Raw genomic sequence first — 20,219 nt, forward strand, 5'->3', positions numbered from 1 at the left:
GGCTACTCCTGAGGATTCCAACCGAAGGGTGGAGGCGGATTAGCCTGGGATCGGGGCGGCGAGCAGCGCGGGGCACCAGATTGGGCACCATGACCGGCAGCCAACCCCGAACTCTCAAGCAGCTGTCGCAGTTGGCGCCCAAGCTGCAGGCGCTCATCGCTGCCCACGGTGGTCGGGATCTGCGGGTCTTTGGCTCTGTGCTCCACGGCACGGCAGCGAACCAGAGCGATGTGGACCTGCTTGTGGATTTCCCAGGCAGCCCGAGTTATGAGCAGTAAATGGATCTCAAGTTCGCCCTCGAAGACCTGCTGAAGGTGCATGTCGATCTGGTCACGAGGCGTGGACTGCGTGCTGAGCTGCGTGAACGGATCGAGCAGGAGGCGATCCCACTTGCCTGAGCGTCCACAAAGCGCGTGACTAGGCCCTGAGGTGCCTTGGCGGCGAATCGCCGGCCTCCGTGATGTGCTGGCTCATGCCTATGTCGGCCTCGAAGGCAACATCACCTGGCAGATCGTTTCCGAGAGCATTCCAGCCCTGCCGATCACATGGCTGAGCGCCAGTGGCGTGCATCACACCGGTGGTCATACTCTCAGCCCTCAGCAGCAGCCATGAAGCGCACCGGCCCCGGGTACGCCGCCAGCTGGCTGTCGGCCGTGATCAGCAGCAGCCCGTCGGCGGTTGCCTGGGCCAGCAGCAACCGGTCAAACGGGTCGCGGTGCAGCGGCGGCAGCTGGGCCACCGCCAGGGCATGGCGCGCTTCGATGGGCAGCTCCTGCCAGCCCCCGTCCAGCAGGGTTCGGCGCAGCACCGCAGGCTGCACGTGGAAATCAGGCCGTCCCAAGGCCTGCTTGATCACCAGCTCCCACAGGCTGGCAACGCTGAACACCGGGGTGTTGAGCGGGTCTTCCAGCATCGTTGCCAAACCGGCGGGAAGCCGATCGGGCGATCCCATCGCCCACACCAGCAGGTGGGTATCCAGCAGCAGATCCATGGCTTCTCAGCCGCCCGGCTGGAGGCCTTCGAACAGATTGGCGATCTCAGCGGCTGCAATCCGGTCGAAGTCGTCGGGCACCGCGCACTGGCCCTGCAGCAGACCCAGGCGTCGCCGCTTGGGAGCTGCGTTGCTGGCGTCATCCAGTGCGGTGACGCGCACCATTGGCCGGCCGGCCTTACAGATCACGAACGCCTCGCCCGCCGCCGCTTCCTCCACCAGCCGGGAGAGGTGGGTCTTGGCGTCGTGCATGTTCACCTGACGCATGGCCACCTCCGCTGGATTGAGTTCAACCAGCTTAGTCGACCCGATACGTCCTGGCGCCCCTCTCGCCACAGGCCGAGCGCCTGGATGAACGGGCAGACAGCACAGCGGCGCTCTTAGCCGTTGGAGGGGTGAGGGGGCATGGGGGGGCTCACTGGCGGGGGTGTTACAGGCGTGGCACGTGTAGAGCGTGCTTCCTGCGCGCGTTGGCCATGCCCAAGGTGCAGCACGGTGATTGGCTTGGATCCCTTCAGGAGCTTGGAGGCCCTGCGTCTGCAGTGGGTCGACTCCATCGCCGTTTGCGGCGCTACAGGCTCAACCCAGAACATCAACCTAATCTCCAGAGAGCGATACCGTGCAAGACATGGAACGTCTGCGCGAGCTTTTCGACCTGGTGGCGCACCACGGCACCACCACGGCGGCAGACATTGGTACCCACATCGAAAACAGCGGCATCGGTGCCGACGATTTTCGCCTGGCCACCACCATCGCCTTGCTGCAGAAGCTGGGCGATCAACCGATCGACTTCGAGCAGTTCGCGGCGATCGTGGGCGATGAGCTGTTGATGGTGAATCGCGCCTTCAGGCGCCAGCTGGTCATTCCCGACTGGCAGGAGTTCTGCTCCGACATCGAAACGGTGTACCGCCATGTGGCAACGGACAGAAGTGGCAGCAACGCCGACTACATCCCGATACTGCGCGATGCCGATCCCGAGCGGTGGGGCGTGGCCGTCTGCAGCGTTGACGGCCAGCGCATGGGCCTGGGCGATGTTGATGTCTATCACTCGATTCAATCGGTCTCCAAGCCACTCACCTATGCCTTCGCACTCGATAGGGAGGGTTTTGATTTCACGCATCAATTCGTGGGGATGGAGCCCTCCGGTCGCCCTTTCAATGCTCTGGATCTGCTGCCTGACGAACGTCCCTACAACCCCTGTGTGAATGCTGGAGCCATCATGATGGCCGGCCTGGTTGCATCGGGCGCACCACACCTGAGTGATCGAGAGATCACTCAGGTGATCATGAACTTATGGGCGAAGCTCTGCGGCCACGTGGCACCGGTGCACTTCAGCGAGGAGACGATGCTGTCGGAACGGGATACCGCCGACAACAACTTTGCGATTGCCTATTTGCTGCGTGGCCGCTGCGGCTTACCCCGCAGCGTGGATCTCCATAAGATGATGGATGTCTATCTGTCGTGCTGCAGTATTGAGATGACCGCCAGAATGCTGTCCATTGCGGCGGCGACCCTGGCCAATGGAGGCGTCTGCCCGATCACGGGCGAACAGGTTCTCCCGACGGACGTCGTGAAGAAAACGCTTTCGGTGATGCAATCTGCAGGCATGTATGACAATGCCGGCGTGTTCACCCTAGAGGTAGGCCTGCCGGCAAAATCAGGGGTGGCTGGAGCCGTGATGGTGGTGATTCCCAACCTGATGGGTTTCGCCACCTTCTCGCCCCGACTGGATGCCTACGGCAACTCCGTGCGGGGAGTGAGCTTCTGCCGGCAGCTGGTGGAGCGCTTCACCTTCCATATGTATGACAGTATCTCCGGTGGGCGAACGGGCTGCAAACGTGACCCGCGGGCGTCACAGCACACCCGCCGGCAGCGAGATCTCACGGATCTGCGCTGGGCCGTATCCCATGGCGACCGCTATGCCACCAAGGTGAGGGATCTGATGCTGGATTGCATGATCTCCATCACCCTGGCTGATGGCGAGATCGAGGCCTCCGAGCTCGCAACCATGGCTGAGGCCTATGCCGAACTGATGAACGAGCAGCCCGATCCCGGGGCGCTGCAACAGCAGGCCGTCGCCTGCCAGCAAAGGGCCGTCCAGGAGGGACGGCATGGCGCAACTGGAGCGTTCGAAGCTCTGGTGGAGCGCCTCAGGCGGGAGCTGCCCCTGCTGGATGACAACAGCCGGGAACTGATCCTGGAGGCCGCCTTCCGCGTGTCCTGCGCTGATGGAGAGATCGAACCTGAGGAAGACCTGCAACTGCGATCGATCGCCGAGGCCCTGGCCATCCATGAAGGAGTGCTGGAGCTGGAGATCGCCCGTTTCCAGCGGCAGCTGCCCGCTCCAAGGTGATCCCTGGCCAGGCGAGCCACATCCTCGGCGGTGATCGCCTTCTGCACCTGGCCTTGAGGGCAGGAACGCGCTGCAAGCCGCGGAAGTCAGTGTGGCCCATTTGCCTTAGTCGGCCCTGGCAAAGGCAGGTTCAGATCGTTCACCAGCGAGGTTCCCAAGACACTCAAAAGACGTCAACACACAAGATCGGCTGAGAATCATTTAATCCATCCAGAATGAACGAAGCCATACGGCTGAATCGTTACGAACGGCTCTATAGCAAGAGATCGCGCTCATTGAGAACTCAAGGGCGAAATAGACTCACTGCACTTCAGAACCAAATCGGCCGCTGCTGCCTGGTCGCCACCCGATCAGCGTATCTCGCCCATCCGCTTCAAGCGCTTGGGGACATGGGGGCATCCTCGTTGGGGTGTGACGGAGTTGCCACCGGTGGAGGGGAAGCTCACTCGCCATGTCTTCCCCCAGCCCCCTTCCGATGGAATCGCTGTGATTCCTGTGGGTGCTCTGGGGCCCTGAGGCGGCAGGTGAGCGATGCGGGCAGAGCAGATGAAGTGTCCCCTCTGGCACAGTCACCTGGCTACCTGGAGTGCGGGTCACCCGCATCGACGATCCCGGTGAATACCCGGATCGGTATTACTGAGAACCCAGCCATTCCAGACCTATGGGCGACAAATATCAGATCCAGCGCGATGACGGTGTGAAGGACGGCATCGCCGGCCAGGTGTTCGCCAGCTACGACGAGGCCTACGCCGTGGTGGAACGGTATTACGCAGACATCTGCTGCTCCGACGATCGGGAGTACTACCGGATCGTGCCGTTTCCGGCAGCCCATCGCAATGCCGAGCCCTTGCTGACTGCAAGCAGAAGCACCCAATGGAGCACGGACGGACACCTTGGAGGCCGACCAGGATTGTTTGCGCCAGCGCGACCAGCAGATCGCCTCATGACCCTGCTGCTCGACACCAGCGGATCTCTGCCAGCTGGCGATTGCCCTGGGCCAGGCCTGCAGAAAGAACGGTCGCACTGCTTTGAGCCTGAATCTGCCCGTGGTTCAGGCGACGTATGGTGTATTCACCAGGAGGTGGATGTTGCAACGCATGCAGATCTACCTGTCGGACCCGAAGCACAGCGTCTGGATGCTTTCGCCGTCAGTACGGCCTTAGCCTCCTTGGTTACGCTCAACCGTCGCCATTCCCCGATGCTGGCCAACTTGCTGGTGTCCTATGCGAAAGGGGGTTGAGCCTCCTCAAGCGACGCAGCGTGAGCCGAGGCCGCCTAAGCCTGCGAGGCCTGATCGAAGGAGTGCTGGGAGCCGTTGAAATCCTGCCGTGCTCACCAGCATGCGTCTCACCCATGGGAGCTACTGGCTCTGTGCAGCGCTCGGCGCAGGTGAAGAGGCTTGATCCGCCTCCAGCTTGTCCTTGCAGGTTGAACAGAGCACATTCCCCTTCTGATCTCGATAGAGGCGCATCGAGCGTTCAATCTGTACACCACAGCCTGAACAGGGGAAAAGAGGGCTCATCGGTTGCAGGATTCCTCACTCCATCTAGTGGATCTTGATTTCCGGAGCCGTCTCATCCATGACCGATGTCCGGCCACGATCACCGGGTACCAGCCTTCCGATGGGGCCCTGCGCAGAGCCTGCCCCCCAGACTGACCCTGCACGACCTGCCCAGCGCCCGCGTTGGCCTGGTGATCCGGCACCACACCACCGCCATGACCAACTCCGCCCTTCCACCGATCGCAGGTGATGAAGCCGGGATCCTCGCCCTGATGCAGCAGGCCGGCCCCGTTTTCCTGCCGCGCACCAATCTCAACATGGCGCAGATCCGCTCAGGCTTTGCCTGCGCCCTGCACATGCACCAACCCACGATTCCCGCCGGGACGAATGGTGAGCTGATTTCGCATCTGCAGTACATGTTCGAGCACCCCGGTGAGGGTGACAACCACAACGCCGAACCCTTCGCCCACTGCTACAAGCGCCTTGCTGAGATCATCCCCCAGCTGATTCGGGATGGCTGCAACCCACGGATCATGCTGGATTATTCCGGCAACCTGCTCTGGGGATTCGAGCAGATGGGCCGTCACGACATACTCGATGCCCTGAAACTTCTCGCCTGCGATCCCAGCCTGCAACCCCACGTGGAATGGCTTGGCACCTTCTGGAGCCATGCCGTGGCACCCTCCACGCCCATCCCCGATCTCAGGTTGCAGATCCTGGCCTGGCAACACCATTTCGCGGCCCTCTTCGGGCCTGAGGCCTTGCAACGGGTGAAGGGTTTCTCGCCGCCTGAAATGCACCTGCCCAACCACCCCGACACCCTCTATGCATTGGTGAAGGCCCTGCGCGACTGCGGCTACCAGTGGCTGCTGGTGCAGGAGCACAGCGTCGAGAACCTCGATGGCTCCAGCCTCAGCCAGGCACAGAAGTACATCCCCAATCAGCTGGTGGCGCGCAACTCCAGCGGTGAGTCGGTGAGGATCACGGCGTTGATCAAAACCCAGGGCTCCGATACCAAGCTGGTGGGCCAGATGCAGCCCTGCTATGAAGCCCTCGGGCTGGGCCGCCAAGCGCTGGGAGACACCACGATCCCCTCGCTTGTGTCGCAGATTGCCGACGGCGAAAATGGCGGCGTGATGATGAATGAATTCCCCTCCGCCTTCATCCAGGCCCATCAGAAAATCGCCGCCCAGGCGAGTGATTCCGGCTGTGACCCGGCCACGGATTCAGCCACTGTGGCGATCAACGGCACCGAATATCTGGAGTTGCTGGAAGCCGCCGGAGTCAGTACAATTGATTACCCAGAGATTCAGGCGGTTCAGCAACACAAGCTCTGGGAGGCCGTTGACCGCCAGACCAACGGCAACCCACCCACCCCGGCGGCCACCGAAGCCGCCATCGCCGCACTCCAGGCCAGCGATCCCCACTTCTCGATGGCGGGTGCATCCTGGACCAACGACCTCAGCTGGGTGGAGGGCTACGGCAACGTGCTGGAGCCGATGAACCGCCTCAGCGCCCATTTCCACCAGGTGTTTGATCCCCTGGTGGCGCAGGATCCCGCCGTCACCACAACCCCGCACTATCAGGAAGCCCTGCTCCACCTGCTGCTGCTGGAAACCAGCTGCTTCCGCTACTGGGGCCAGGGGGCCTGGACCGGCTACGCCAGCGAGATTCACAGGCGCGGTGAGGCCGCGATCGGTTAGTCAGCCCAGGTCTTGAAGTTGGCGTGGATCACCGGCTCGATGGGGTGGCCCCAGGCGCCTGATCGATCAGCGCCTGGCACTGGTGCTCGTTCCAGCCCTCACCGCGCCAGCGCTCACCGAGGCCGCCACTGATGGCGCTCACCAGCAACAGGGCTGGCAACAACGCCGGATCGCCCTGCAGGGTGAACACGAACGCCGCGCAGAACAGCGGGCTGCCGTGGGCACTGGCGAACAGGGCGGTGGCGCCGACCGCTGCCAGCTGGGCCAGCTCAGTGGCGCCCAGGCCGGTGTGGGCCCGCAGGGGGCTGGTGAGGAGCGCGCCGAGGGTCATGCTGTCGTGCATCAGGCCACCGGGAGCACCCGCCGCCAGGCTGAGCACGGTGGCCAGGGTTCGCCACAGCAGGGTGAGCGAAGGCCCGCCATACCCCCCGGCCAGAGCCGATCCCAGTGACAGGGATCCATCGTTGAGGCTGAGGCCGCCGCTGGCGAGCGCCAGCAGTGTCAGCAGGCCCGCCAGCAGCAATGCCCCGCCCAGGCGCCGGCGCGCCAGCAGCCGCTTCACCCAGGCTGCCGCCGGGATCAGCAGCCGCACCAGCAGGGCGCCAGCGGCTGCACCCACCAGGGTCAGCAGCATGGCCCAGCCCCACAGGGCCGGCGCGAGGCCGCCCAGGTCCAGGCCCGGCAGGCGAGCCGGTTGTCCCATCGCCGTTGCCACCACGGTGCCACTGCCCGCCAGCAGCAGCGCGGGCAGCACCAGGGGCAGTCCACTACGTTGCCCAAGCTCCTCCAGGCCGTAGGCCACCGCCAGCAGGGGTGAACGGAAGGCCGCTCCCAGCCCGGCGGCTCCGCCGATCACGGCTACCAGGCTGGAGGGAAGCTGGGCCAGGGGGGTGAAGGCGGGCCAGCGTCGCCGGATCGCCAGCAGCACACTGGCTCCGAGTGCCACCGAAGGGGACTCCACTCCAACCGTGAGTCCACCCAGATGGGTGAGCAGCATCAGCGGCAGCCGCTGCAACTGGCTGGCCAGGCTCAGCTTCTCCAGCCAGTGCGCTTCCGCCTCGGGGGGAACCTGCCGGCCGGAGCGATCCAGGGCCAGCAGGGGGGCGACACCGCCGCCTCTGCCGGCCGCCAGCGGTCCCCAGGCCAGCCAGATCAGAAGCGCACTGGCCGCGAAAACGAGCGCGGCTCCCAGGCCGGGTGGCAGCCCCTGAGCGATGCCGCGATGGCCACCCTCCAGACCAGGCAGCGGCCACAGCCAGCGCTGCAGCCGAAAGCCCAGTTCAGATAGGGCCTGATACGGCCACTGCAGCAGCCCCATCACCAGGCCCAGCAGCAGCCAGACGACAAGAACAGCCACGGGCACCGCAGGGTCAGGCCCCAGCGAAGCAGCCAATGACGCCAAGCACCCTCAGGCTGCGCGAAGAGTCATGGCACTGCAGGCCTGGTGGCCGTCTTCACCAGCACCTGACTACCAGCTCGGCCAGCTCCAGATCAGACCCTGGACGACATAAAACCCCCTGCCGCCAGAAGCACCAGGGCACTGAGGCGGGTGAGCTTTGCTCCATGGCGCAGCAGCAGCCTTGAGGTGCAGAAAGGGAGAATGCCTGATCTACCGGCGAACCCTTCCGCTGGATTGCCGGGGCTCAGCCATTCCCCGACCCCTGGGCGGCCGCGAGCTTGCGGCGGCCGAAGGCGACCATGGCGAATCCGGTGATGTTCATCCAGAGGCTGTAGATCGCGGCCGGTACGGCCATGTCGATGTTGTTCAGCAGGCCGGCGGTGATCGCGATCGCGAGGGTGCCGTTCTGGATGCCCACCTCGATGGCGATGCTGAGCCGCTGGGCGAGGGGCAGACCCAGCTGACGCGCCGAGAGGAAGCCGGCCGCCGTTCCCAGCAGATTCAGCGCGACCACCGCCGCGCCCACCTGGGCGATGAAGCCGGGCAGTTTGCCGGCTTCCTTGATCACCAGCAGCAAGATGATCAACGCCAGCAGACCTGCGGCCAGCCGTCCCATCTGCTTCTCCAGCCTCAGCGCTGTGGCGGTGAACCGCTGCCGGATCCCCATGCCGATGGCCGTCGGCACCAGGGTGATCAGCACGATTCGCAGCATCGTCGGCACCACGGGCAGGCTGATCTCCGCGCCGGATCCCATCAGCAACTGCAAGGCCAGATTCGCGAGCACGGGAATCGTGAACACCGTCACCACGCTGCTGATCGCCGTGAGCGTCACCGAGAGGGCCACATCCCCCTTCGCCAGGTAGGTGATCAGGTTGGAGGAGGGGCCGCCGGGGCAGATCGCCACGATCACCAGACCGACCGCCAGCTCCGGTTCCATCGGCCAGAGCCAGGCCAGCAGGCCGCCGATCAGCGGCAGCACCACGATCTGACAGATGCTGCCAAGCGCCACGGCCCGCGGATAGCGGCTGATGCGCCGGAAATCTTCCGGAACCAGGCTCAGCCCCATCCCCAGCATCACGATGGCCAGGGCGACGGGCAGCAGAACAGTCGTCAGCAAGCTGTTCTGCATCGGTGCCCAGGAACGGTGCGGACAAGATCGCATTGATCCCGTCTGCCGGCTCTGCAGGCCCCACTCCAGGCTGCCGAACCGCTGCTGCGCTGCGGGGGTGTCATCCTGAAAGCAGCTCTGTGCCGCTCGATGGCCCTGCGCTCCGCCAGCGAATTGCCGCTCTCTGCCGAGCTGGCCAGTGAGCTGGAGCAGAACCAGAAGCAGCTGATCGGCCTGGTGATCGATCCAGCCTTCCGCCTGCACGACACGGGCCTGGGCCACCCCGAGAGCCCGCAGCGGCTGGAGGCGATCGAGGCCGAGCTGCAGCGCCGCGGCCTGATCCAGCGCTGCCGGTTGATCCAGGCCCGACCGGCGGTTGACCTGGAGCTGCTTCGCTGCCACACCGCCAGCTACCTGCAGACGGTGCGCCGTGAGGTGGCCTACGGGGCCGCCCAGCTCTCCACCGGCGACACCACCATCGGCGAGCACTCCGAAGACGTGGCCAGGCTGGCGGCCGGCGGCACCCTGGCGGCGGTGGATGCGGTGCTGGCCGGGCGGGTGAACCATGCCTTCGCGCTGGTGCGGCCACCCGGGCACCACGCCGAGGCCGATCGGGGGATGGGCTTCTGCATCTTCAACAACGTGGCCCTGGCCGCCCGCCATGCCCAGGCGGTGCACGGGCTGGAGCGGGTGCTGATCATCGACTGGGACCTGCACCACGGCAACGGCACCCAGGCCATGTTCTGGAGTGATCCGAGCGTGCTCTACGCCAGCGTGCACGAGTGGGGCAACTACCCCGGCAGTGGCGCCGCCGAGGAGCGCGGCGAGGGGGCTGGGCTGGGCTTCACGCTCAACTGCCCCCTGCCGGCCTACAGCGACGGGCAGGCCGTACTCACGGCTCTGGACGCCGCCCTGACGCCGGTGGTCGCTCGCTTCCGGCCCCAGCTGGTGCTGGTGTCAGCCGGCTTCGACGGCCACCGCGACGATCCCCTTGGCCACTTCCTGCTCGAGGACGCCGACTACACCGCCCTCACCCAGCTCTGCCTGGCCATCGCCACCGAGCATGCCGGCGGCCGGCTGGTGTCGGTGCTGGAGGGGGGCTATGGCCTGAAGGGGCTGGCGGGCGGAGCCGCCGCTCACGTGGAGGCCCTGCTGGCGGCCTGATCCGCGCTGGCCTGATCGCCGGGCAGCGAAGCGCTGGCCAGATCGATCCAGGCCTCCATCACCTCGTCGCCGGAGCGCAGCTGGAAGCCGAGCTTGCGGCACACCCTCTGCATGGCGCCGTTCCCGGGCAGGATCTCCGCCGTCACCCGGTCGATGCCCTCGTCGCGGCCACAGCGCAGCAGCTGGCCCAGCAGGGCGGTGCCCAGCCCCTGGTGCTGGTGGGCGTCGCCGATCAGCAGGGTGAACTCGGCGTCGTTGCGCTCATGCAGCCGGCTGAGGCGGCCCACCGCCAGGATCCGGTGCTCGCCGCTGTCCGGGTCGCGCCGGTCCACCACCAGGGCCAGTTCGCGCTCGTAGTCGCTGAAGCAGATGCGCACCAGCCGCTCATGGGCGATGCGGTGGTTCAGCGAGGTCATGTGGAAGTAGCGGGTGTACACGCTCTCTTCCGAGAGGTTGCGGTGGAAGGCCACCAGCAGGGGCTCGTCCTCGGGGCGGATGGGCCGGATCGTCACCGGCGTGCCGTCCCGCAGCCGCCAGGGACGCACGTACTGGCTGGGATAGGGCCGGATCGCCGGCCGCGGCAGGTGGCAGGTGGCTCCGGCCACCGGCTGGATGAGGATGCGGGCATCAAGGGCCACCAGGGGCCAGCACCGATCGCCAGGCCGCACCAGCAGCGGATTGATGTCGATCTCACGGATGGCGGGCTGCTCCAGCACAAGCTGGCTGAGCCGCACCAGCAGCCGCTCCAGCTCCTCCAGATCGGCCGGAGGGCCGCCGCGCACACCCTGCAGGGCGCCGTACACGCGGGTCTGCTCCATCAACCGCCGCGCCAGGGTGGTGTTCAGGGGCGGCAGGCCCACGGCGCTGTCGCGGAACACCTCCACCAGGGTGCCGCCGCTGCCGAACAGGATCACCGGCCCGAACTGGGGATCGATGCTGCTGCCCACGATCAGCTCCAGCCCCCCCTGCCGTCGCAGCATCGGCTGCACCGTCACCCCGCCGAAGGCCTGGGCCCCGAAGCGCTCGGGAATCGACTCTGCCATGGAGGTGAAGGCCTGCTCCACCGCCTCGGCGCAGGCCAGATCCAGCCACACCCCACCCACGTCGCTCTTGTGGGTGATCGTGGGGCTGTTGAGCTTGAGCACCACCGGATAGCCGATCGCCTCGGCGGCAAAGCGGGCCTCGGCGACGCTGCGGGCCAGGCGGGTGTCGACCACCGGGATGCCGTAGCTGGCCAGCACCTGCTTGGCCTCCTGCTCGCTGAGCAGCGCGCGCCCCTCGGCCTGGGCCTGCTCCAGCACCCTGCGGCCGCCGGCATGGTCGGCGCCGTCGCTCTCCGGCAGCAGCGCGGGGGTCTCGTAGAGCCCACGCAGGGTGTAACTGAAGCGCCAGAGCGAGTTGAACAGCCGCGCCGCGGCATCGGGGTAGGGGTTGGTGGCGATGCCGGCGGCATTGAGGATCGCCACGCCGGCGGCCACCTCATCGCCGCCCATCCAGCTGGCGAGCAGGGGTTTGCCGCTGCGTTCGGCCAGCTCCCGCAGGCGCTGGGCAGTGGTGGTGGGATCGGTCATCGCCTGGGGCGTGAGGATCACCAGCAGGCCATCGCTGCCGGGATCAGCGAGGGCGATCTCGATGGCGCGCCCATAGCGCTCCGGATCGGCGTCGCCAAGGATGTCGATGGGATTGGCGTGGCTCCACTGGGGCGGCAACACGGCATCGAGGGCGGCCAGGCTCTCGCTCGAGAGTTCCGCCAGCTGGCCGCCGTTGAGCACCAGGGCGTCGGTGGCGAGCACGCCTGGGCCGCCGGCGTTAGTGACGATCGCCAGCCGCGGACCGGCGGGTCGCCGCGGCTGTTTGGCCAGCACATCGGCCAGATCGAACAGGTCGGAGAGGCGATCCACCCGCAGCACGCCGCAACGCCGCAGCGCCGCCTCCAGCACCGCATCACTGCCGGCCAGGGCACCGGTGTGGGAGGCCGCCGCCCGCGCCGCCTCGGCAGTGCGGCCGCCCTTGATCAGCACGATCGGCTTGGTGAGCGCCACTTCCCGCGCCGCCGAGAGGAAGGCGCGGGCATCGCCGATCGCCTCCATATAAATGACGATGCTGCGGGTGGCGGGATCGTCGCCCAGGTAGGTGATCAGATCCCCCCAGCCCACATCCAGCATCGAGCCGATCGACACGAAGGTGCTGAAGCCCACCCCCTGCTGATGGCTCCAGTCGAGCACCGCAGTGCAGACGGCCCCCGACTGGCTGAGGAAGCCCACATGCCCCGGCGCCGCCATGCCGGCAGCGAAGCTGGCGTTGAGACCCAGGCGGGGATTCATCAGCCCCAGACAGTTGGGGCCAAGCAGCCGCATGCCGGAGCCCCGCAGGATTTCGCGCAGCTGGGACTCCAGCGCCAGCCCCTCGGGGCCCACCTCCCGGAAGCCGGCGGAGATCACGATCGCGGCCTTCACCCCGGCCGCCGCGCACTCCGCCAGCCGCTGGGGCACGCTGGCCGCCGGCGTGGCGATCAGGGCCAGATCGACCGGCTCGGGCACCTCCGCCACCGTGGCGCAGCAGCGCACACCCAGCACGCTGTGTCGCCCGGGGTTCACCGGGTACACGGTGCCGCCGAAGGGAGAACGGATGAGGTTCCAGAGCAGGGTGCGACCAACGCTGCCGGGCCGTTCGCTTGCCCCGATCACCGCTACGCAACCGGGACGGAACAGGGCCCGCAGCGGTTGCCGCTCGCAGCGCAGGATGTCGTGGGTGGGATCGCTGCCGCCTGCCTGACCGGGCACCTGGCGGTAGCCCTCCGCGTCGGTCATGGCAGGCGGTGGTGGTGTGGCGGTGCTTCCATCCAACCGCTGGGCGCGCGGGGGGCCTGTATCGCATCCCACCCATCAGAGTCGTGACCACCTCCCTGGTGAACCGCGAGGACCGGCTTCATACCCCCTTCGGCAACACCAGCTCCAGCACCCCACCACCTCCTGGATGGTTACGTCCCTGCACCCGGCCGGCGTGGGTGAGGGCTATCTGCTGCACGATCGCCAGCCCCAGGCCACTGCCGGCGCGGCGGCTTCGCACCCGGGAGGGATCGCCCCGGTAGAAGCGCTCGAACATGTGGGCGAGGTCCTCGTCGCTGAAACCAGAACCGTGATCCCGCACCGTCAGCTCCCACCACTGGCCGCTCTCCTCCACGCTCACCTCCACAGCCGCTCCATCGGGGCTGTAGCGCAGGGCATTGTCGAGCAGATTCAGCAGAGCTCGGTGCAACCGGGACGGATCTCCCCAGAGGGGGCACGGCAGACGTTCAGGAAAGGACAGGCTGATGCCGCGCTGATCGGCCAGGGGGCGCAGGCTGCCCCAGGCGGCCTCCACCAGCTCGCCGAGATCCAGCACCTCATATCTCCGGTCATCCCGCGGCAGGCTGTTCTCCAGGCGGGAGAGTTCGAGCAGGTCGCCCACGAGGCTCTCCAGCCGCTGCAACTCCCGCTGCAGACGTTCGATCAGCACCACGTTCGAGTTGGTGGCCTGGGCGGCCAGGCTGTCCCCCACCAGCATCAGGGCGGTCAGCGGAGTCTTGAGCTCATGGGCCACGTCACTGACCCAGCGACTCTGCTGATTGAGCTGGGATTCCAGTGAACGCCGGCTGTTGATCCAGAGCGCCACCCAACCCTCTCCCCCTGCCAGCAGCACCCCCTCGAGCGGTTCATTGCCTTGCCACCACTCCAGGCGCTGGGGCCGACCCCGGCGGCCCACGGCAAGAATCGCCTCCTCCAGGTCCGGCTGCTGAATCACGTCACGCACCGGCTGGCCTCGCACCAGTCGGTCGACGGGCAGTTGCAGCAGGCGCTCGGCCCGGGGATTGATCGCCTGGATTCGCTGCTCCCCATCGATCACCAACCAGCCTTGGGGCGCTCCTTCCAACCAGGCCAGCAGTTGCAACCGCCCCAGCCCCGGCAGGAGCTGCTGGCCACTGGCCTCGGGCGCCGCAAGCTCCTGAGGCCTGCGCCGGCCACGGGCCAGGACCCAGCCGAGCAGCACACCAAGGCCAAGGGCCAGCAGCAGCGTCATGGCCAGGAGCTCAACCGAAGCGGTAGCCGAAGCCTCTCACCGTGAGGATGTGCTCGGGAGCGGAGGGATTGGTCTCAAGCTTCTCGCGCAGCCAGCGGATGTGCACATCCACGGTCTTGGTATCGACCACGTAGTCGGTACCCCAGATCTGATCGATCAACTGGTTGCGGCTCCAGACACGGCCAGGGTTCTGCATGAAGAACTCCACCAGCCGGTATTCCTTGGGGGAGAGGTTCACCGTCTCACCGTCACGGGTGACTCGGTACTCATCGGGGTAGAGGGTCAGATCCCTGTGATGAACGACCTCACCGACGGGGAAGCGCTCGATCGTCTGCTGGCTGCGGCGCAGCAGGGCGCGGCAACGAGCCACAAGTTCACGCAGCCCGAAAGGCTTCACCAGGTAATCGTCCGCACCGAGCTCCAGTCCCAGCACCCGGTCCGTTTCCGTGTCCCGGGCACTCACCATCAGGATCGGGATGTGGGAATCATGGCGGCGCAGGTGGCGGCAGACATCCAGCCCCCCGACCCCCGGCAGCATCAGATCCAGCAGCACAAGATCAAAGCCCGTGGCTCCCTGGCGCTGGGACGCATCGAACTGGCGGATGGCCTGACGGCCATCGGCGGCACAAGCCACATCAAAACCTTCCTGGGCCAGAGCCTCTTCCAGGGTGGTGCGGATGCCGTCGTCGTCATCGACGATGAGCAGACGGGGCATGGGATCGTCCGGGCCCACTGACTGATCGTTCAAAATTTAGGCCATCCCGGCATGGGAGAAAGGACGGGACTTCAATGGCGCCGGGGCAGGTGGCTGATCACCAGATGGCGCTGGGCATCGATCTTGAGCCAGCCCTCGTCGCGCAGCAGACCGATCACCCGTGTGACCGTGACCCGGGTGGTGGAGAGGGCGCTGGCCAGTTCCTGATGGGTGAGACGCAGATTGAGCCGCAGGCCTTCCTCACAGGCCTGGCCGTAGTCCTGAGCCAGCAGTTCCAGGAAGCCGCGCACCCGCTCTTCCACCCGGCGCAGACCCAGCAGGGAGAGCAGGGTTTCCGCCTGGCGATGACGACTGATCACGGCCTGCATCACGGCCATGGCCAGATGGGGGGCCTGCTCGATCTCCGCACAGGTGAGACAGAGCAGATCGGAATCGGTGAGGGTGCAGGCCTCATAGGCCTGCACGTTGGTGAGCGGCTCACCGAAGGGCTCATTGGGGCCGGCCAGGCCTAGCAGCAGCGGATCGCCGTGGATGGTGACGGCCTCCAGCTTGACCATGCCTCGCACCACCAGCCAGATGGTGTTCTTGAGCAGAGGAACGGCGCTGCCCGCGCCTATATGCAGAAGTTGGCGCTGGCGGTAGCTGGTTTCCAACACCTCACGGATGGCGTCGCTGCGGCCGGCATCGCGGAAAGGAGTCGTAACCATGGCCAATCTCCGGTGACACAACCGAGCGTATGGAAGATGACCGACAAGCCAGCAAAGAATGGATAAGGGGGCGGTTAAGCAACGGCTAAGGCTTCACCCCCCCCTGACCCCGATCGGCCGTGAACTCAGGAGCCGATGTTGCCCACGGCTTTCTTGGCCGAATTGAGCACACTGCCCCGCAGGGGGACATAACCAAGATCATCGGCCTTCCCTTGGGCTTTAGGGCTCAACAGGAAGGAAATCGCCTGGCGAATGCGCGGGGCTTTTGCACCATTACCCGACTTGTACGCCAGAACCCAGGTGAGAGTGGCGATGGGGTAGCTGTCGGCGCCGGCGGGATTGGCATCCTCACCAGCCAGGCTGGAATTGAGGCGAATGTTGTTCAGGGCCGCGGCACCACTCTTCAGGTTGGGACTCACGAACTTGCCCGCCTTATTCTGCAGGGCTGCCGCCTTGATCGGACCCTTGACGAAGGCCTGGTTGAGGTAACCGATCGAGCCGGGGGTGTTCTGAACCACACCAGCCACTCCCTCATTGCCCTTGCCGCCTACGCCCACGGGCCACTTCACCGATTTACCCTCACCCACCTTGCTCTTCCAGGCCGGCGAGAACGCAGAGAGGGAGTTGGTGAAGGCGAAAGTGGTGCCAGATCCATCGGAGCGATGCACCACGGTGATCTTGCCGGGGGCACACTTGAGCTGCTTCCAGTCGGTGATCGCACCCAGGAAGATTTCGGCAGCCTGCTTCTGGGTGAGCTTGAGAGAGCAACCCGGCTTGTTGTACGCGATGGCGATCGTGCCACCCACCGTGGGCAGTTGAACTACACCGCGCTTCACCTTGGCGGCATCGGCAGCGCTGATCGGCTCATCGGTGGCCCCGAAGTCAACGGTGCCGGCAATGAACTGACGCACACCTGCGCCGGATCCCACCGATTGATAGTTGACCTGAGGGCCACCTGAGCTGGCGAGATCAGCGAAGGCGCGTTGGTAGAAGGGGGCCGGGAAGGTGGCTCCCGCGCCGTTGAGGGCGTTTTGAGCGGTGGCCGCGGCACCGGCACCAAGTGCGGTCAGAACACTGAAGACAAAGGCCTTCTTCACGAAGGTCATCACAAGCGCCAATGGGGAGCGATCTCTATGTAGCAACGAGTCAACCCCGCGCAATTTATGACCCGGTTAAGCTTGCATCAAGATCGGGTTTCAAGATCCGGAACTCCTCTCATAAGCATCTTGGCCGACAATTCTGTTGCTCTTATTCGCCTCCACCATCCTCTGGAGTCCTAAGCAGGCAAGCCTTCCCCGAGGCTGCCGCCGCCACAGACGACCGCCAGCCGGGGTGGAGAGTGGACACGCCGAATCCTCTGCAGGTCATGAGCCAGGACATCGACGACGTCTTTGACTTCCTTGCCCGAATCGGCTCCGACGAGGAGCTGCGCGAAGCGCTGAACCTGCTGGAAACCGCCGAGGAGGTGGCCCAGCTGGCCAAGGAACGGGGCCACCGGGTGTCCGCCGCCACCCTGCTGGAGCTGTTCGAGCGCTGCCAGGAAGCGCCCCGGGCAAGGCTGGGGCTGATGGACGAAAAGCTGATCCGGGTCTTCCTCCAACGCGACAAGCTGCGCTGAGCGTCCGATGGTGTTGCGCCTGCCCCCCTTCGAGCCCCTGCCGCCGCCGCCGGAGTCCCCCGGAAAACTGCTGCAGGTGGCCGTGGCGGAGCTCCAACCCACCCAGCTCTGCGTGGGGCTGGCCGAGATCCGCCAGCGTCAGGCCGACTTCGCCGAGGAAAGTTCGAACCAGCGCAGGCGCTACCTCAGCGGCAAACCTGTACCCCTGGTGCGCAGCGGCGATGGGGCCCTGTGGATGGTGGATCGCCACCACCGTCTGCGCGCGCTGCTGGAGCTCGACGCTGCTGCCACCGCCTTCGGCTATGTGGCACTCCAGCTCGAGAGCCGCGAGCGGGAGCAGGCTCTGGCCGAACTGCTGGACCGCGGCTGGCTCTACCTCCACGACGGCCGCGGCCAGGGGCCCCAGCCACCCCAGCGCCTGCCCCGCACTTTGCTCGGCCTGGAGGATGACCCCTACCGCAGCCTGGTCTGGAAGCTCAAGCAGGAGAGGCTGATCGCGCCGGCGCCGCTGATCCCCTTCCACGAGTTCCGCTGGGGCGCCTGGCTGCGCAGCCGCAGCCTGCCGCCATTCAGCTCACTGCGGCTGGAGCCGGCTCTGCCGGCCGCCCGCGCCCTGGCCCGCTCCCAGGCGGCCCGGGGGCTGGCGGGCTGGAAGGGCTGACAGGCCACTCCTGTGCCAGCTGTGTGTTTGCTCTGCGCTCAGCGGCGGCTGCCCGGACTGGACCGGACCTGATCGTGATCGGTGCCGACCCGGCCCCGGGGCTGGGAATCGCCGTCGGCATCACGTCGAGGCTGGCCAGGTAGCGCTTGCGTTGCCCCGACGCCCAGGGCTCATCAAGGCAGACCCCGATGGGACGAAGCCGGATCGGCTCAACCGCGGCGCCTGCAGTAGGAATCGAAGACATGTCCATGGCGAGAAAGCTAGGCAGCAGCAGCGTTCACGACTGTGCGCTGCATGGCCATGGTCAGTGCCAGCGGACACGAGCGGCCCGCCTGGCGGGGCTGATCAGACCATGGGCGGCCAGGCACGCCAGAAAGGTCCAGAATGCTTGAGACGGTTCCAGTGGTTCACTCCCTGGAGGCAAGGAGGAAAGTCCGGTGTGATGGGGCCCTGCCGGCCCTGTTGAATCCGGCGCTGTCCCGCAGCTGTGATGGAGCTCCTCTGCGGAGGCGCCCCTCAGCCAGAACGCTCGCCGTCTCAGTACCCCACCCCCCGGCGCGGACCGTTACCCCTCAATGAGCAGATTCCCCAGCAGCAGCACCATGGCCCTCTACAGCGGCCTGGCCGCTGTGGCCTTCGCCCTGGCTGGCCAGCCTGCCCAGGCCCATGGCCTCGCCTATGGAGGCATCGGCTCAGGCTTCCTTCATCCCCTCGCAGGCCTCGACCACCTGCTGCTGTTGATCGGCGTTGGCGCCGCCTCCGCCGCCATGTCTTCGACCCTGCTGGTCTGGGCCCTGGCGGGCGCCGTCGCCGGTGGAGTGTTCGGAGCGATGGGCGGCAGCCTGCCCTTCGGTGAACTGCTCGCGGCCCTGGCCATCACCGCCGTGGCCGGCTCAATCCTGTGGGCCGAGACCAAGGGCTACGGCTCGCGGCTCAGCCTCTGGGGAGGTCTGGTGGCCGCCGCCGTGGCGGTCCACGCCATGCTGCACGGGCTGGAAGCCCCCAGCGATCAAACCTCCCTCTCCTGGTGGCTGGGGGCCCTCGCCGGCTCAGTGCTGGTGAGCGGCACCACCCTGTTGGTGCTGCGCCGTCTGCCTCGCAGCGTCACCACCCGGCTGGCACAGGTCCTGGCGATCGGCGGAGGCCTGGTGGCCTTCGCTCCACTGGCCCTGCTGCTGCGCTGATTCAGCGATGCCCACCGGGGGACTTGAACCCCCACGACCGAAGCCACTGGTACCTAAAACCAGCGCGTCTACCAATTCCGCCAGGTGGGCGTGACCTGACTGTATAGAGCGGCTCAGAATGGCCGCACCGCCGCCTCTGTCGCCATGCTCGCCACCCTCGGTGGATTCCTGGCACTTCTTGCCGGTCTGCTGGTGCTGCTGCTGCCCCTGCTGGTCCCCGAGCTCAGCCGCCCCCGCGATTCGGTCTGGGGCGCCCTGGTGCTGGTCCTGGGACTGGTGCTGGTCACCAGCGCCGAGCGCCTCAGCGGGGCACCGATGCTGGCCGTTCTCTGCGGCGGCCTGCTGATCGGCCGGCTGAGCACGGAAGTGGGCCTGGGCCGCTGGCGTCAGCTCAGCCGCGAGGAGCAGGTACGCCTCACCGGCGCGGAGCGTTGGCGCACCAGCCTGCAGCAACTGGCTGCTGCCCTGATGGGGCTGCTCAGCCTGGCGGGATCGAAACTGGGCGTGCTGGTCTCCTGGCTGAAGGAGCGGCGCGAAGCCAGCTCCAAAGCCCGCGAGACCACCAAGCGCTGGGTGCGCCCGGAGCCTGAGGTTGCTGAGCCCGTGGTTGCTCAGCCTGAAATTGCTGAGACTGAGCTCCCGGAGGCTGAGCCTGTGGTCGCGGAAACACAGGCTGCGGCGTTCCCTGAGGCTGAGGCGGTGGCTGAGGCTTCTGAAAAGCCCCTGCCTCCCGAAGCAGCGCCAGCCGCTGAGCCGCCGCCAGCAACTATGGCGCCGCCAGCAGCTGATAAGGACGACGACGCAGACGTGACCACGGTGGGGTCATTTGCCGAGATCGAGCAGCTGATCGAGCAGGCCGGCGCTACAAACCCAGGCGCGGATCCCAGCGGAAGTTCAGGAGAAGAATCAGACGAAGAAGCGGTGGCTGAGCCTGCTGCAGACGGCGACGGGGAGGCCCCGGGGGCTGGGGTCGATAATTCGCCCTTGCTGCCCCCCCAGGCGCTGTGACCGCCAGCCCGGCTTCCTACAAAGACACGCTCAACCTGCTGCAGACCC

The 20,219-nt window shown here is 66.3% G+C and carries 19 protein-coding genes, 1 tRNA gene and 1 riboswitch; of the genes, 10 read left to right on the plus strand and 10 right to left on the minus strand.

The features are described 5' to 3' along the window. Positions 1-89: 89 nt before the first annotated feature. Positions 90-278, plus strand: a complete 189-nt coding sequence (locus tag CJZ82_RS18905) for a nucleotidyltransferase family protein (RefSeq protein WP_233130126.1) — start codon at positions 90-92, stop codon at positions 276-278. Between the two features lie 151 nt (positions 279-429). Beyond that, entirely contained in the window at positions 430-612 is a 183-nt protein-coding gene (locus CJZ82_RS08180; RefSeq protein WP_094555294.1) for a DUF86 domain-containing protein, read from the plus strand. Here the strand turns inward: CJZ82_RS08180 and CJZ82_RS08185 are convergent. Then, the gene (locus CJZ82_RS08185; RefSeq protein ID WP_094555295.1) at positions 590-991 is read right to left on the minus strand and encodes a type II toxin-antitoxin system VapC family toxin; all 402 of its coding nucleotides are present in this window, start codon (positions 989-991) and stop codon (positions 590-592) included. The genes CJZ82_RS08180 and CJZ82_RS08185 overlap by 23 nt on opposite strands. A 6-nt stretch (positions 992-997) precedes the next feature. Then, complete coding sequence (locus CJZ82_RS08190) at positions 998-1,258, minus strand: type II toxin-antitoxin system Phd/YefM family antitoxin (protein WP_094555296.1); 261 nt, start codon at positions 1,256-1,258, stop codon at positions 998-1,000. A 361-nt stretch (positions 1,259-1,619) separates the two neighbouring features. Here CJZ82_RS08190 and glsA point away from each other — a divergent pair, with 361 nt between their 5' ends. The 3 genes from glsA to CJZ82_RS08205 all read left to right on the plus strand — a co-directional run bounded on the left by glsA (position 1,620) and on the right by CJZ82_RS08205 (position 6,548). Then, complete coding sequence (gene glsA / locus CJZ82_RS08195; protein WP_094555297.1) at positions 1,620-3,344, plus strand: glutaminase A; 1,725 nt, start codon at positions 1,620-1,622, stop codon at positions 3,342-3,344. Between the two features lie 661 nt (positions 3,345-4,005). Continuing rightward, a complete protein-coding gene (locus CJZ82_RS18650; protein WP_094555298.1) occupies positions 4,006-4,584 on the plus strand; it encodes a hypothetical protein in 579 nt (192 codons plus the stop codon). 476 nt (positions 4,585-5,060) lie between these two features. Beyond that, positions 5,061-6,548 (plus strand): glycosyl hydrolase family 57, encoded by a 1,488-nt coding sequence (locus tag CJZ82_RS08205; RefSeq protein ID WP_094555372.1) that lies wholly within the window; start codon positions 5,061-5,063, stop codon positions 6,546-6,548. A 28-nt stretch (positions 6,549-6,576) separates the two neighbouring features. Here the strand turns inward: CJZ82_RS08205 and CJZ82_RS08210 are convergent, their stop codons facing one another. Both CJZ82_RS08210 and CJZ82_RS08215 read right to left on the minus strand, forming a co-directional pair. After that, entirely contained in the window at positions 6,577-7,905 is a 1,329-nt protein-coding gene (locus CJZ82_RS08210; RefSeq protein ID WP_233130127.1) for a chloride channel protein, read from the minus strand. 286 nt (positions 7,906-8,191) lie between these two features. Further along, positions 8,192-9,076, minus strand: a complete 885-nt coding sequence (locus tag CJZ82_RS08215) for a bile acid:sodium symporter family protein (protein ID WP_094555299.1) — start codon at positions 9,074-9,076, stop codon at positions 8,192-8,194. Between the two features lie 129 nt (positions 9,077-9,205). On the opposite strand from CJZ82_RS08215, the gene CJZ82_RS08220 reads away from it, so the two are divergent. Further along, the gene (locus CJZ82_RS08220) at positions 9,206-10,219 is read left to right on the plus strand and encodes a histone deacetylase (protein ID WP_094555300.1); all 1,014 of its coding nucleotides are present in this window, start codon (positions 9,206-9,208) and stop codon (positions 10,217-10,219) included. Here the strand turns inward: CJZ82_RS08220 and CJZ82_RS08225 are convergent. The 5 genes from CJZ82_RS08225 to pstS form a co-directional block, all read right to left on the minus strand. Continuing rightward, complete coding sequence (locus CJZ82_RS08225; RefSeq protein WP_094555301.1) at positions 10,192-13,029, minus strand: bifunctional acetate--CoA ligase family protein/GNAT family N-acetyltransferase; 2,838 nt, start codon at positions 13,027-13,029, stop codon at positions 10,192-10,194. The two genes, CJZ82_RS08220 and CJZ82_RS08225, sit on opposite strands and share 28 nt — an antisense overlap. Positions 13,030-13,147: 118 nt before the next feature. Further along, positions 13,148-14,278 carry a cell wall metabolism sensor histidine kinase WalK gene (locus CJZ82_RS08230; RefSeq protein ID WP_094555302.1) on the minus strand — a complete coding sequence of 377 codons (1,131 nt, stop codon included), beginning with the start codon at positions 14,276-14,278 and terminating at the stop codon, positions 13,148-13,150. A 10-nt stretch (positions 14,279-14,288) separates the two neighbouring features. Then, a complete protein-coding gene (locus CJZ82_RS08235) occupies positions 14,289-14,993 on the minus strand; it encodes a response regulator transcription factor (RefSeq protein ID WP_094555374.1) in 705 nt (234 codons plus the stop codon). 71 nt (positions 14,994-15,064) lie between these two features. Next, positions 15,065-15,700: a Crp/Fnr family transcriptional regulator gene (locus tag CJZ82_RS08240; protein WP_094555303.1), complete on the minus strand. Its 636-nt coding sequence runs from the start codon at positions 15,698-15,700 to the stop codon at positions 15,065-15,067. Positions 15,701-15,825: 125 nt separating this feature from the next. Further along, entirely contained in the window at positions 15,826-16,806 is a 981-nt protein-coding gene (gene pstS, locus CJZ82_RS08245; protein ID WP_094555304.1) for a phosphate ABC transporter substrate-binding protein PstS, read from the minus strand. Positions 16,807-17,066: 260 nt separating this feature from the next. Here pstS and CJZ82_RS08250 point away from each other — a divergent pair, with 260 nt between their 5' ends. The 3 genes from CJZ82_RS08250 to CJZ82_RS08260 all read left to right on the plus strand — a co-directional run bounded on the left by CJZ82_RS08250 (position 17,067) and on the right by CJZ82_RS08260 (position 19,163). After that, positions 17,067-17,318, plus strand: coding sequence for a Nif11-like leader peptide family natural product precursor (locus tag CJZ82_RS08250; protein ID WP_233130128.1), 252 nt, complete (start codon positions 17,067-17,069; stop codon positions 17,316-17,318). 7 nt (positions 17,319-17,325) lie between these two features. Next, on the plus strand, positions 17,326-17,979 hold the full coding sequence (locus tag CJZ82_RS08255) for a ParB-like protein (RefSeq protein ID WP_094555306.1): 654 nt from the start codon (positions 17,326-17,328) through the stop codon (positions 17,977-17,979). A 377-nt stretch (positions 17,980-18,356) separates the two neighbouring features. Beyond that, a riboswitch (cobalamin riboswitch) is annotated at positions 18,357-18,531 on the plus strand. Between the two features lie 23 nt (positions 18,532-18,554). Beyond that, positions 18,555-19,163, plus strand: a complete 609-nt coding sequence (locus tag CJZ82_RS08260; RefSeq protein WP_094555307.1) for a HupE/UreJ family protein — start codon at positions 18,555-18,557, stop codon at positions 19,161-19,163. An 8-nt stretch (positions 19,164-19,171) separates the two neighbouring features. Here CJZ82_RS08260 and CJZ82_RS08265 read toward each other — a convergent pair. Further along, positions 19,172-19,253 (minus strand) — tRNA-Leu (locus CJZ82_RS08265). Positions 19,254-19,307: 54 nt separating this feature from the next. Here CJZ82_RS08265 and CJZ82_RS19475 point away from each other — a divergent pair. After that, positions 19,308-20,171 carry a Ycf66 family protein gene (locus tag CJZ82_RS19475; protein WP_094555308.1) on the plus strand — a complete coding sequence of 288 codons (864 nt, stop codon included), beginning with the start codon at positions 19,308-19,310 and terminating at the stop codon, positions 20,169-20,171. Positions 20,172-20,219: the final 48 nt, after the last annotated feature.

This window comes from Synechococcus sp. 1G10, assembly GCF_002252625.1.
In the GTDB taxonomy this organism is placed as follows: domain Bacteria; phylum Cyanobacteriota; class Cyanobacteriia; order PCC-6307; family Cyanobiaceae; genus Regnicoccus_A.